At 61.2% G+C, this 11,896-nt stretch carries 10 protein-coding genes and 1 tRNA gene; 6 read left to right on the forward strand and 5 right to left on the reverse strand.

The window, feature by feature from the left end:
- Window positions 1-417 precede the first annotated feature (417 nt).
- Window positions 418-1,728 (forward strand): MFS transporter, encoded by a 1,311-nt coding sequence (locus PCO31010_RS24200; RefSeq protein WP_150576991.1) that lies wholly within the window; start codon window positions 418-420, stop codon window positions 1,726-1,728.
- Between the two features lie 171 nt (window positions 1,729-1,899).
- Here PCO31010_RS24200 and PCO31010_RS24205 read toward each other — a convergent pair whose 3' ends face one another.
- Window positions 1,900-4,140, reverse strand: coding sequence for an NADP-dependent isocitrate dehydrogenase (locus PCO31010_RS24205; RefSeq protein WP_150666500.1), 2,241 nt, complete (start codon window positions 4,138-4,140; stop codon window positions 1,900-1,902).
- A 545-nt stretch (window positions 4,141-4,685) separates the two neighbouring features.
- Between PCO31010_RS24205 and PCO31010_RS24210 the strand changes: the two genes are divergently transcribed.
- Entirely contained in the window at window positions 4,686-5,195 is a 510-nt protein-coding gene (locus PCO31010_RS24210; protein WP_150666501.1) for a DUF2867 domain-containing protein, read from the forward strand.
- A gap of 76 nt (window positions 5,196-5,271) precedes the next feature.
- Here the strand turns inward: PCO31010_RS24210 and PCO31010_RS24215 are convergent.
- The 4 genes from PCO31010_RS24215 to PCO31010_RS24230 all read right to left on the reverse strand — a co-directional run bounded on the left by PCO31010_RS24215 (window position 5,272) and on the right by PCO31010_RS24230 (window position 7,791).
- Window positions 5,272-5,346, reverse strand: a tRNA-Val gene (locus PCO31010_RS24215).
- A 274-nt stretch (window positions 5,347-5,620) separates the two neighbouring features.
- On the reverse strand, window positions 5,621-6,361 hold the full coding sequence (dnaQ, locus tag PCO31010_RS24220; RefSeq protein WP_150666502.1) for a DNA polymerase III subunit epsilon: 741 nt from the start codon (window positions 6,359-6,361) through the stop codon (window positions 5,621-5,623).
- A 105-nt stretch (window positions 6,362-6,466) separates the two neighbouring features.
- Complete coding sequence (gene rnhA, locus PCO31010_RS24225) at window positions 6,467-6,913, reverse strand: ribonuclease HI (protein WP_150666503.1); 447 nt, start codon at window positions 6,911-6,913, stop codon at window positions 6,467-6,469.
- An 11-nt stretch (window positions 6,914-6,924) separates the two neighbouring features.
- On the reverse strand, window positions 6,925-7,791 hold the full coding sequence (locus tag PCO31010_RS24230; RefSeq protein WP_150666504.1) for a methyltransferase domain-containing protein: 867 nt from the start codon (window positions 7,789-7,791) through the stop codon (window positions 6,925-6,927).
- A gap of 14 nt (window positions 7,792-7,805) precedes the next feature.
- On the opposite strand from PCO31010_RS24230, the gene gloB reads away from it, so the two are divergent.
- The 4 genes from gloB (at window position 7,806) to PCO31010_RS24250 (ending at window position 11,845) form a co-directional block, all read left to right on the forward strand.
- Window positions 7,806-8,633 carry a hydroxyacylglutathione hydrolase gene (gene gloB / locus PCO31010_RS24235; RefSeq protein ID WP_150666505.1) on the forward strand — a complete coding sequence of 276 codons (828 nt, stop codon included), beginning with the start codon at window positions 7,806-7,808 and terminating at the stop codon, window positions 8,631-8,633.
- 375 nt (window positions 8,634-9,008) lie between these two features.
- Window positions 9,009-10,700, forward strand: a complete 1,692-nt coding sequence (locus tag PCO31010_RS24240) for a transglycosylase SLT domain-containing protein (RefSeq protein ID WP_150666506.1) — start codon at window positions 9,009-9,011, stop codon at window positions 10,698-10,700.
- A 208-nt stretch (window positions 10,701-10,908) separates the two neighbouring features.
- Window positions 10,909-11,091, forward strand: coding sequence for a hypothetical protein (locus PCO31010_RS24245; RefSeq protein ID WP_150666507.1), 183 nt, complete (start codon window positions 10,909-10,911; stop codon window positions 11,089-11,091).
- Window positions 11,084-11,845 (forward strand): lasso peptide biosynthesis B2 protein, encoded by a 762-nt coding sequence (locus PCO31010_RS24250; protein ID WP_150666508.1) that lies wholly within the window; start codon window positions 11,084-11,086, stop codon window positions 11,843-11,845. The genes PCO31010_RS24245 and PCO31010_RS24250 overlap by 8 nt, the downstream gene beginning before the upstream one ends.
- Window positions 11,846-11,896: the final 51 nt, after the last annotated feature.

An 11,896-nucleotide genomic window follows, 5' to 3' on the forward strand; every position in this document is an offset into this window, starting at 1 on the left:
GGTCGATGCAGCGCCGTGCTGTCTCTCTCACCCGAGAGGCGCACGGCGTTGCCTTCCGTCGTCCCGCAGAAGCCTGTAAATGCCTACGCTATGCCCGCAGATCGCACCTCAAGAAAATGATCATGTACTGAAGGTTCGTTCCATTTAAAGCGGTGTCCTATGGTTTACAATCCGCCTCGGCCTCCCAATACCTAAGGGGATGGCAGGGTGAGATGCGTCGCGCAACGACTTAACCGTCGGGCGCGACGTCCGGAGACAATGCCTCCGGGCCTGCGCGTGATCGATTCTCGCAACATGGGAATCGTGAGGTCTTCAGAGCGGTCGAGTGGGTAAGGCAGCGTGATCGGTGCGAGTGGTCCGGGTGCAACGTTGCAGTCAATTCAGGCTGCGTGGCAGCCGAAGTTCGAAGTGGAGACCATGAGTACTATCGCAAGCGGTGTCAAAGCCAACGCGCATACGCGCGAGATCGAGGCGCAAGCCTACGCAAAAGCGACCTGGCGTTTGTTGCCGTTCCTTTTCCTGTGTTACGTCGCGGCCTATCTGGACCGCGTGAATGTCGGCTTCGCCAAGCTGCAAATGCTGAACGACCTCCAGTTCAGCGAGACCGTCTACGGTCTGGGCGCCGGCATCTTCTTCATCGGTTACTTCTTCTTCGAAGTGCCGTCCAACATCATCATGCACAAGGTCGGTGCGCGTCGCTGGATTGCGCGCATCATGATCTCGTGGGCGGTGCTCTCGGCGGCGACGCTGTTCGTCACGACGCCGACGCAGTTCTACGTGGTGCGCTTCCTCCTCGGTGTGGCTGAAGCGGGCTTCTTCCCCGGCATCGTGCTGTATCTGACCTACTGGTTCCCGGCGCAGCGCCGTGGCCGCATGAACGCGCTGTTCATGATCGGTATTCCGGTTGCCGGTGTGTTCGGCGGTCCGCTCTCGGGCTGGATTCTGCAAGCGTTCAACGGCGTGGGCGGCTGGAAGGCCTGGCAATGGTTGTTCTTCATCGAAGCCATTCCGTCGGTGATTCTCGGCGTGATCACGCTGATGTATCTGCCGAACGGCATTCGCGCTGCGAAGTGGCTCACCGAAGACGAGAAGGCCGTGCTGGAGCACAACATCGCACAGGACAGCGCGGGCAAGGCACCGCAATCGGTGGCCTCGGTGTTCTCGAACGGTCGCGTGTGGCTGATGGCCGTGATCTACTTCTGCTGCATGATGGGTCTGTACGGCATCGGCTTCTACCTCCCGACGCTCATCAAGGCCAGCGGCGTGAAGAGCGCGCTCGACGTGGGTCTGCTGACCGCCATTCCGTATGCTTGCGCAGTCGTCAGCATGATCGCCGTGGCACGCAGCTCGGACCGCACGCGTGAGCGTCGCTGGCACTTCGCCGTAGTGTCGTTCGCCGGTGCCGTTGGCCTGTACCTGAGCACGATCTGGGGCAACAACGTACCGCTCGCGATGGTCGCGCTGTCGGTCGGCACGGCGGGCATGCTGGCCACGATGCCCGTGTTCTGGACGTACCCGAGCGCGCTGCTCGTCGGCGGCTCCGCGGCGGCTGCCATCGGCATGATCAACTCGATCGGCAACCTGGCAGGCTTTGTGAGCCCGTTCGTCATCGGCTGGCTCAAGGACGTGACGCAGAGCACGAACGCCGGTATGTACTGTGTGTCGGCAGCGCTCGCACTGGGTGCCGTGCTGGCACTCACGCAGTCGAAGGAACAGGTCAATCGCTGATCGTTCCGAAGTGATGTGAGGGAAGGGCGGCAGCGCTGCCCGTCCCTCTGGGGCGATACTTCATGCAAGAAGCGTCGCCGACAAAAAAAGCGGGTCCATGTGAGTGGACCCGCTTTTTTATTTCTTGCTGCCGGGGCAGTCCTTGTGGACCGCCCGGCACGACACCGTGGCTTACGCCTTGGCGACGCTTGCCAGCGCTGCGTTGAACGTCTTGCTCGGACGCATGACTTGTTCGAGCTTTTCGAAGTCCGGCTTGTAGTAGCCGCCGATGTCGGTCGGCTTGCCTTGCACGTCGGCGAGTTCGCCCACGATGGTCTTCTCGTTCTCGGTCAGTTGCTTTGCGAGCGGGGCGAAGAGCTTGGCCAGTTCGGCGTCGTCCTTCTGCTCGGCGAGTTCCTGTGCCCAGTACATCGACAGGTAGAACTGGCTGCCACGGTTGTCCAGCTCGCCGGTTTTCGGCGACGGACCCTTGTTGTTGTCGAGCAGCTTACCCGTTGCGGCGTCGAGCGTCTTGGCGAGGATCTTGGCGCGCTGGTTGCCCGTCTTGATGCCCAGGTCTTCCAGCGAGACAGCCAGTGCCAGGAATTCACCCAGCGAATCCCAGCGCAGGTGGTTCTCTTCCACCAGTTGCTTGACGTGCTTCGGTGCCGAGCCGCCAGCACCCGTTTCGTACATGCCGCCACCGGCCATCAGCGGCACGATGGAGAGCATCTTCGCGCTGGTGCCCAGTTCCATGATCGGGAACAGGTCGGTCAGGTAGTCGCGCAGAATGTTGCCGGTCACCGAGATGGTGTCCAGACCGCGGATCACGCGCTCCAGGGTGTAACGCATGGCGCGCACTTGCGACATGATCTGGATATCGAGGCCGTTGGTGTCGTAATCCTTCAGGTACGTTTCGACCTTCTTGATCAGTTCGGCTTCGTGCGGACGGTACGGGTCGAGCCAGAACACGGCCGGCATGCCCGAGTTGCGCACGCGGTTCACGGCGAGCTTCACCCAGTCGCGGATCGGTGCGTCCTTGACCTGGCACATGCGCCAGATGTCGCCGGCTTCCACGTTCTGCGAGAGCAGCACTTCGCCCGTGGCGATGTCGACGATGTTCGCCACGCCGTCTTCGGCGATTTCGAACGTCTTGTCGTGCGAGCCGTATTCCTCAGCCTTCTGCGCCATCAGGCCGACGTTCGGCACCGTACCCATCGTGGTCGGATCGAATGCGCCGTTCGTCTTGCAGAAGTTGATGATTTCTTGATAGATACGAGCGAACGTGCTCTCCGGGATCACGGCCTTCGTGTCCTTCGGACGACCGTCGGCGCCCCACATCTTGCCGCCGATACGGATCATGGCGGGCATCGATGCGTCGACGATCACGTCGTTCGGTGCGTGCAGGTTCGAGATGCCCTTGGCCGAGTCGACCATCGCCAGTTCCGGACGGTGCTCATGGCAGGCGTGCAGATCGCGGATGATCTCTTCGCGTTGCGTGCTCGGCAGCGCTTCGATCTTCTCGTACAGGTTCACGAGACCGTTGTTGACGTTCACGCCCAGTTCGTCGAACAGCTTGCCGTGCTTCTCGAAGGCTTCCTTATAGAAGATCTTCACGGCGTGGCCGAACACGATCGGGTGCGAGACCTTCATCATTGTGGCCTTCACGTGCAGCGAGAACATGACGCCGGTCTTGCGTGCGTCTTCCATCTGTTCTTCGTAGAAGTCGCACAGCGCCTTCTTGCTCATGAACATGCTGTCGATGATTTCGCCGTCGAGCAGCGAGACCTTCGGCTTGAGGACGATCGTCTTGCCGCTGTTCGTCACGAGTTCCATCTTGACGTCGCGAGCCTTGTCGATCGTCATCGACTTTTCGCCGTGGTAGAAGTCGCCATGCTTCATGTGCGCGACGTGCGTGCGCGAAGCCATGCTCCACTCGCCCATGCTGTGCGGGTGCTTCTTGGCGTAGTTCTTGACGGCGAGCGGTGCGCGACGATCCGAGTTGCCTTCACGCAGGACCGGGTTCACGGCCGAGCCGAGGCACTTCGAGTAACGCTTCTGGATGGCTTTCTCTTCGTCGGTCTTCGGGTCTTCCGGGAAGTCCGGAATCTTGTAGCCCTTCGACTGAAGTTCCTTGATGGCGCTCTGGAGCTGGAACACCGATGCGCTGATGTTCGGCAGCTTGATGATGTTCGTGTTCGGATCCTGCGTCAGACGACCGAGTTCGGCGAGGTTGTCCGGGACGCGTTGTTCTTCGGTCAGGAATTCCGGGAATTCGCCGAGGATACGGCCCGAGACCGAGATGTCGCTCGTGTCGACCGCCACGCCCGCCGGAGCGGTGAACGTGCGGATGATCGGGAGGAAGGAGCCGGTGGCGAGAAGCGGAGCTTCGTCGGTCAGGGTGTAGATGATGCTGGGTTGCTGCGTGCTCATCGCTGGTCTCGGATTCAAGAATCAGGAAAAGGTGGGGGAACGCCGCCGACTGGGTCACAGTCCGCAAGCCATGACAAATTTTCCCTGATTGTGACACGGGTCGGGGGCAAAACTGAAATGCCTTTTCGTAATGTGAATGCTTGGGTCTTATATAAGACTGGCACGAAAGTGCCCATCTCGCCGTTGAAAACACCGCAGGCTGGGGCAGGGGTGTGGGAATTGGCAGGGAAGGAGGGCCTTCTGATGAGGGTTGTTTGGATGGATTTAGTTTTTCGATAGTAATAATCTATGAAAAACGCCACTAAAGCCGTCGTCGAGACACGAGGAAATCCGGTTCCAGAGCGCACCGTACGCGGTCACGCCGAGTCCGAACATCGCAGTGTCGGCGGGGTCGACCACGTGAGGCCGGTGCAGCAGCGAACTTCCCGGCAGCGTCATCATCCAGGGTGCGGTCATGTGCCGCATACGCGAGCATGGGATCGGTGTAGTCTGACTCGCATGCTCACCGTTGTTACGCCTACTTCTCGATACTCGTGACTTCACTCATGACCAAAGCGCGCGCCGTGCCTATGCCTAGCGACAGCGCAATTGCACCGCTCTATGCGGGCGCAGATTTGTCAGACGCGTATGCAATTCGACTGCCGCCCGAGGCCAGCGACGATCTGGAGGTCCTGACGCGCATCCTGTTCGAGCGGCAGGCGTGGTGGATTCGTGCACTCTTGTGTGTCCGCGACGCAGTGATGGTGACCGTCAACGTCAAATCGTCTCACGCCGTCGGCCTTGCTGGCGCAGCGCGGGGGCCGGTGATCAGTTTCTTTCCACTGCTCTCAAAGAGTGCGACGGAGTTGGTTCTGGGTGCAGATGACAGGCATCTCGATTTCCGCGTTTCCGTCCAACTTCGCACCGATTCGGCCAATGGGCGCGAGTTGCTCACCGCGACAGTTGTGCATTGCCATAACCGGCTGGGAAGAATCTATCTTGCGACGATTGCACCGTTTCATCGCGTGATCCTTCGGGCGAATTTGGAACGAGCGGTCAGAGATATGAGAGTGTGAGCAGAGATTGGGCAGAAAAAGAAAAAGGCCCTCGGCGTTTGCCTGAGGGCCTTTCCTTGCGCGAGTCGCGCGAATCTGGTGGGTGGTACAGGGATTGAACCTGTGACCCCTGCCGTGTGAAGGCAGTGCTCTACCGCTGAGCTAACCACCCAAATCATTAACTAAATCAATGACTTAGTGTCGATTGCTGAAGTTCTTCTTTCGCAATCAGGAGCAGAACTTTAACTGTTTTCGTAGAAGTCTGCAACCTTTCTTTTGTTCTGTTTTGCTGCCGTCGTGATGATATCTCTCGATCACTTCACGTCGTTTCTTGCGATGACTCGCAAGCAGCAAAGACAGCGATTATAGGGACGTTTTCTTCGTTTGGGAAGGGCTTTGTGCGATTTTTTCGCGAGGCTCGCCGCATTCGCCAAAAGATCGTGCAATCAGGGCGCCGCCGGTGCTTCGCCTTCCGGCGGCGTCGGTTCTTTGCGCCACACACACGTCCCCTTCATGCCCTTGTCGATGCCGTTGAGTACGCCATCGTGCAACTCCACTTCTTCGCTGGCTGCGAGGATCACCGGCAGATCGAACTGACGCAACGAAATCTTCTCGCGCGGCACGCCGTCGCTGCTGTCGTCACCCTCGCTGTCGTCGATGACAAGGCTTTCCTGACCGCGCGTCATCGCGAGATAAACGTCCGCGAGCAGTTCCGCATCGAGCAATGCGCCGTGCAACGTACGGTGCGCGTTGTTCACGCCGAGTCGTTCGCAAAGCGCATCGAGCGAGTTGCGTCGTCCCGGGAACATTTCGCGCGCACGCATCAGCGTGTCGATCAACCCCGAGCAGTTCTGCATGAACGGCGGCCAGCCAAGGCGGCCGAACTCCATGTCGAGAAAACCCAGGTCGAACGCCGCGTTGTGAATGATGATCTCGGCGTCGCGACAGTACTCGCGCAACTGCTCGGCAATCTCGGCGAACTTGGGTTTGTCGGAGAGGAATTCGGTCGTGAGGCCGTGCACCGCCAGTGCACCCGGATCGCTGTCGCGCTCGGGGTTGATATAGAAGTGCAGGTTGTTGCCGGTCAGGCGCCGATTGACCAGTTCGACGCAACCGATTTCCAGCAGACGGTCGCCCGTCTTGGCGTTCAGGCCGGTGGTTTCGGTATCGAGGATCAGTTGTCGCATGATGTTCGGTCGTGTTTCGTGTGCTTTCGGAATTGGCGCATTGCCGGCCGTTGCAAATGACAACGTCCTCACGCAGTGCGCGGATGATGCGAAGGGCTTACTCGCTTACCCGCGGCGCAGGCTCTCGACGCCGCGATTGGCCAACTGGTCGGCGGCTTCGTTACCGTCGTGCCCCGCATGGCCCTTCACCCAGCGCCAGTCGATGTCGTGCTTCTGCGAGACGGCGTCCAGCTCCTGCCAGAGGTCGGCGTTCTTCACCGGTTCCTTCGCGGCCGTCTTCCAGCCACGCGCCTTCCAGCCGTGAATCCATTCGCTGATGCCTTTCTGGACATATTGCGAGTCTGTATGAAGCACAACCTGACAGGGCTTGTTCAGGGCTTCGAGCGCGCGGATGACGGCGAGAAGCTCCATGCGGTTGTTCGTGGTGTTGGGTTCACCGCCGAACATTTCCTTGCGGTGCTTGCCCGCGACGAGCAGGGCGCCCCAGCCGCCGGGGCCGGGATTGCCTTTACAGGCGCCGTCGGTATAGATCTCAACTTGCGGCAAGGTCATCTCTCAAACAATCAATCGGACGCTTCGGTCGTTTCCGCCAGTTGGCGATGCGTGGTATTCGGTGTGGCAACCGGTGCCGCCGCTGGCTGGAGGCCGAGTATACGCTTGCGGACTTTGCCGACCAAACGCATGCCCTTGACGCGCTTGACCGCACGCACGGCATACAGCGCGCCGAAGATCGGCCACCAGCGGTCGCCCGCAGGCTCCATGAATTCGAAGCGTTGCAACCAGTGGTCGCCACGAAGCGGCGGACGATAACACCCGAAGCGGCCGCGGTCGATATCAAACGACAGCAGCTTGAGCCAGTCCTTCAGGCGGGTGAATGCAATCAGATCGGCCCCCGGCGGCAGGAACGGCGCGCCGGCGAGTCGGCCCAGTTCCTCCCGTGCGCCCCAGAGACTCAGGTTGTTGAAGCCGGTAATGATGACCTGACCTTCCGGCACGAGAATGCGTTCGACCTCGCGCAGGATGTCGTGAGGATTCTCGGCAAATTCGAGTACGTGCGGCAGCACCACAAGATCTGTGCTGGCCGTGGCGATCGGCAGTTCGTCGAAGCGGCTCACGAGGATGTCGCGTGCAACCATCTCCGCGCTCGCGCCTCCGGGCGTGCCGGATGGCGCGCATCCGGTCGTGTCGCTGGCGGCTTTGGTCATGAGCGGCGGGGCCTCCGGGCCACGCGCGGCGGGCAGGATGAGGCCCCGGTAGGGCATGCGGTTTTCGCGTAGCGTATCGAGCTCGGGACGGCCCAACTGCAACGCATGATAGCCGAACAGATCCCCGACCCATTGGTCGAAGAGGGCCTGTTCCCATGCGAGCGCGTAGCGGCCTGGCGGTGAGACGAGCCAGACGGGCCAGTCTATAATCGGACGTTCTGACATGGTGGCGAGTATATATGGATGCGCACGCAGATGCGGCAAGTGGACAGTCAGCCGGAACACTGACCGTCTTTCCAGTCCCCGCGTTCCAGGACAATTATCTCTGGGTCGTCGACAACGGCAAAGATGCCGTCGTGGTGGACCCGGGCGACGCTGCACCGGTGCTCGCCTATCTCGAATCGCGCAACCTCACGCTGCGCGCCATCCTCATCACGCACAAACATGCCGATCACATCGGCGGCGTCGATACGTTGCTCGAACGTTTCGACGTGCCGGTGCACGGTCCCGCACATGAGGCGATCGCCTGCGTCGATCATCCGCACAACGGCGGCGAGACGGTGCACATTGCATCGCCTGCGATGACGCTTCAGGTGATCGACGTGCCCGGCCACACCGCTGGCCACATTGCGTATTTCCTGGGGGCCGGTGCCGCAGGTGCGCCGCACCTGTTCTGCGGCGACACGTTGTTCTCGTGCGGTTGCGGCCGATTGTTCGAAGGCACGCCCGCGCAGATGCTCGCATCGCTCGATGCGCTCGCCGCGCTGCCACCCGCCACGCTCGTGCATTGCGCGCACGAATATACGTTATCGAATATCCGCTTCGCGCTCGCCGTGGATCCGGATAACGAGGCGCTCGGGGCGTGGCATAGGGAAGCGACGGCGCTGCGTGCGGCCGGTCGCCCGACGCTGCCGACGACGATTGCCCAGGAGCGCGTGACCAATCCCTTCCTTCGCAGCGACGCCCCGGCCGTGGTCGCGGCCGCCGAAGCCCACGCGGGACGCGCGTTGCTCTCGCGCGAAGCGGTCTTCGCGACCGTGCGCGTCTGGAAAGACACCTTTCGCTGATTTCACGGCTGGCGTGCAAGGCGCTAGCTGTGCAAGTGCTGCGCTGTCAACATCGCAGCGCGTCATACGCTCTGTCACGGCGCAGACGTTGACAGGTTTGTCGACGCCTGCTCCGCCCTGACGAATCGCCCCAAGTGTGAAGTTTCGGAGTCATATCGATGGCATCGTATACGTTCTCCCTGTCACGAAGCGCGTCGAAAATGCGTCTCGTCGCAGCCACAATTTGTGAATTCAAACTCGGGGATAACCCTTGCTTTTGGGACATTTCTGCGTAAATTTTGCAAAAAATTTAGGCAGAAAGGTTGACGCATCTGAAGGGTTTCCTTAACATCCTTGCCAATTTCATGAAGATGTAACCCAAATCGAGCCCGATCAATGCGACTTATCGTTAGCTTGCTCCTGACGCTGCTTCTCGCAGCGTGTGCCAGCACAGCGCCGACCACAGGTGCATCGAATTCCACGCCCGATGCGCAGAGCAAGTCGCCTGTCGCTTCGACCGCAAAAGGCAAGCAGCGCGTCTCCAGCGATCAGACCATCGACCTGGACAACGACTCGATCAACGATCTGGCCTACGGCAGCGACGACGCCGATCTCTGGTCGCGCATCCGCCACGGATTCTCCATTCCCGACCTCGACACCGACCTCGCGCAGGATCGCACGCAGTGGTACGCGCAGCGCCCCGAGTATGTCGAGCGCATGATTCAGCGTTCCGAGAAGTATCTGTTCCACATCGTCGAAGAGCTTGAGCGCCGTCATATGCCGACGGAACTCGCGCTGCTGCCGTTCGTGGAAAGCGCATACAACCCGCAAGCGCTCTCGACGGCCAAGGCCGCAGGCATGTGGCAGTTCATTCCCAGCACGGGCAAGACGTACAACCTCAAGCAGAACATGTTCCAGGACGAGCGCCGCGATGTGCTCGCCTCGACGACCGCCGCACTCGATTACCTTTCGAAGCTCTACGCGATGTTCGGCGACTGGCATCTTGCACTGGCCGCCTATAACTGGGGCGAGGGCAACGTGCAGCGCGCCATCGACCGCAATCAGGCACAAGGTCTGCCGACCGACTATCTGAGCCTGCGCATGCCCACGGAAACGCGCTATTACGTGCCTAAGCTCCAGGCCATCAAGAACATCATTGCGCATCCGGACATCTATAGCGTGAAGCTGCCGGAGATTCCGAATCACCCGTATTTCGTGAGCGTCACCACCAAGCGTGACATCGACGTAGCGCTAGCTGCCAAGCTGGCCGATCTGCCGCTCGACGAATTCCGCGCACTCAACCCGTCGTTCCGCAAGCCCGTGATTCTGGGCGCTGCACAACCGCAGATTCTGTTGCCGTTCGATAGCGCCGAAGTGTTCCAGCGTCGTCTGAAGGGCTACGACAAGCCGCTGTCGAGCTGGACGACGTACACGTCGTCGTCGCGTGAGCGTCCGGAAGACGTGGCGCGCAAGCTGGGCGTGGACGCAGCCGTGATTCGCTCGGTCAACAACATTGCGCCGCGCATGCGCCTGAAGGCGGGCTCGACGCTGCTGGTGCCGCGCTCGGACGACATCGATCAGGACATCAGCGCCTCGGTCGCGAGCAGCGCCGTGCTCGCCCTCGAACCGGATATTCCCGACACCCGCAAGGTGATGGTGCGTGCCCGCAAGCACGACACGCTCGCTGGCGTGGCATCGCGCAGTGGTGTGAGCGTGGCGCAGATCAAGAGTTGGAACCGCCTGCGTCGCGACACGCTGACGTCGGGCCAACTGCTGGTCCTGCACGTGCCGGTGAAGGACGCCTCGCGCGTGCTCGCCGCCTCCGCACCGGAGCCGGTCGCCGCGAAGGACGATGGCGATGCACCGCGTACGCGTCTGGTGCGTGGCAAGAACGGCAAGATGATTCGTGTGGTCGACCACCGTCCGGCCGCCAAGCAGACCAAGACGGCGGTCGCCAGCAAGGCCGCACCGGCGGCTAAGGTCGCCTCCAAGGCACCCGTCAAGGCCGCCGCGAAAGCACCTGCCAAGGCCGTCGCGAAGTCGTCGGCGAAGCCCGCGACGAAGGTCACCAAGACCGCGCAGCGCTAAGCCGCAGCAACGTTATCGCAGACGCCCGTGAGGTTCGCCTCACGGGCGTTTTGTTTATGGCACTGCCATTGCGCGTCGCAATGACCCGCAAGTCCCTGCACGGGGTTTACGTGCGCCTTCGGAAAATTCCCATAAATGCATCGGCTCTCGTTTCCTATGATGAAGACGCGGACGATTCCGTTCGTATTCACTCAACAAGGAGTCCTAAATGAAGAAGGATCTGGGAGCCGTGAAAGAAGTGACCGAACTCGACGTGCTTGCATCGGTCGATGCCACGCACGCCACGCGAGGTGTCCTCGGCAATGACGCCGAAGGCATCACCGTGCTGCCGCTGTGCTTCAAGCCGGTTTGCATCCCGACGCTGCCGCCGGTGACCGGAGGTCATGCCTGACGTGGCAGATTCGACGCGAATCGGAACCGGCGCGTGTGCGGACGCGCCGGTTTTCCGTCATCTGGCACCGGACGTTCACATCGTCGGGATGGACGCACACGTCGTCGTGCTCAAGCTCGCTCGCGATCGCTACTTCAATCTGTCGTACGCGCACTCTCAGGCGCTGCGTCGGCTGATCGGATGGCGTCACGCGCCGGAGGAGGTCGCGCAGACGCTGCCAGCGATGCAGGACATGTTCGACGCCGAGGGGCTACTCGCGCCCGGTGAGCAAGACATGCCCGACCCCCGACACGCCACACGCGACATGGCACCTCGTCTCGGCTTCGACGCCTGGCTGGCGATGCCCGGCGATCTTGCTGGCCACGCGCGTACTCGCGATGTGATGCGTGCGAGCTATTGGCTCTGGCAAGCCCAGCGAGCGACGCGCAAGACGCGTATGGCGGGCGTGATCGGGCGCATCAATGCCGCCCAGAAACGACGCGACACGCAGTACGGTCTGCCCGGCGATTACGCGCCGTACGTCGCGGCGATGCACCGCGCGGCATTGTGCTATCCGCAGTGCACACCGTGCCTGCCGTGGTACGCAGCGCTTGCCCTGTGGTGCGCGCATGACGGACTGCGTCTGCAACTGGTGATCGGCGTACAGCGCCAGCCGTTCTACGCCCACGCGTGGGCGGAAGCGCAGGGTCGTGTGATTGGCGACGACCCGCGACGTCGCGAGCAGCTCGCCGTGATTTACGAGACGCCGGTCTGATCGTCCATTCGCGTGGTCTCGTTTTCGTGTTTCGCGCTTCGGTACATCGAC

Origin of the sequence: Pandoraea commovens (assembly GCF_902459615.1) — a bacterium.
GTDB classification, from domain to species: domain Bacteria; phylum Pseudomonadota; class Gammaproteobacteria; order Burkholderiales; family Burkholderiaceae; genus Pandoraea; species Pandoraea commovens.

Coding starts and splice junctions, on each gene's coding strand:
- PCO31010_RS24245 (WP_150666507.1), top strand. CDS start 10,909: ATGAAGAAGGATCTGGGAGCCGTGAAAGAAGTGACCGAACTCGACGTG.
- PCO31010_RS24240 (WP_150666506.1), top strand. CDS start 9,009: ATGCGACTTATCGTTAGCTTGCTCCTGACGCTGCTTCTCGCAGCGTGT.
- gloB (WP_150666505.1), top strand. CDS start 7,806: ATGGATGCGCACGCAGATGCGGCAAGTGGACAGTCAGCCGGAACACTG.
- PCO31010_RS24230 (WP_150666504.1), bottom strand. CDS start 7,791: ATGTCAGAACGTCCGATTATAGACTGGCCCGTCTGGCTCGTCTCACCG.
- PCO31010_RS24250 (WP_150666508.1), top strand. CDS start 11,084: ATGCCTGACGTGGCAGATTCGACGCGAATCGGAACCGGCGCGTGTGCG.
- rnhA (WP_150666503.1), bottom strand. CDS start 6,913: ATGACCTTGCCGCAAGTTGAGATCTATACCGACGGCGCCTGTAAAGGC.
- PCO31010_RS24205 (WP_150666500.1), bottom strand. CDS start 4,140: ATGAGCACGCAGCAACCCAGCATCATCTACACCCTGACCGACGAAGCT.
- PCO31010_RS24210 (WP_150666501.1), top strand. CDS start 4,686: ATGACCAAAGCGCGCGCCGTGCCTATGCCTAGCGACAGCGCAATTGCA.
- PCO31010_RS24200 (WP_150576991.1), top strand. CDS start 418: ATGAGTACTATCGCAAGCGGTGTCAAAGCCAACGCGCATACGCGCGAG.
- dnaQ (WP_150666502.1), bottom strand. CDS start 6,361: ATGCGACAACTGATCCTCGATACCGAAACCACCGGCCTGAACGCCAAG.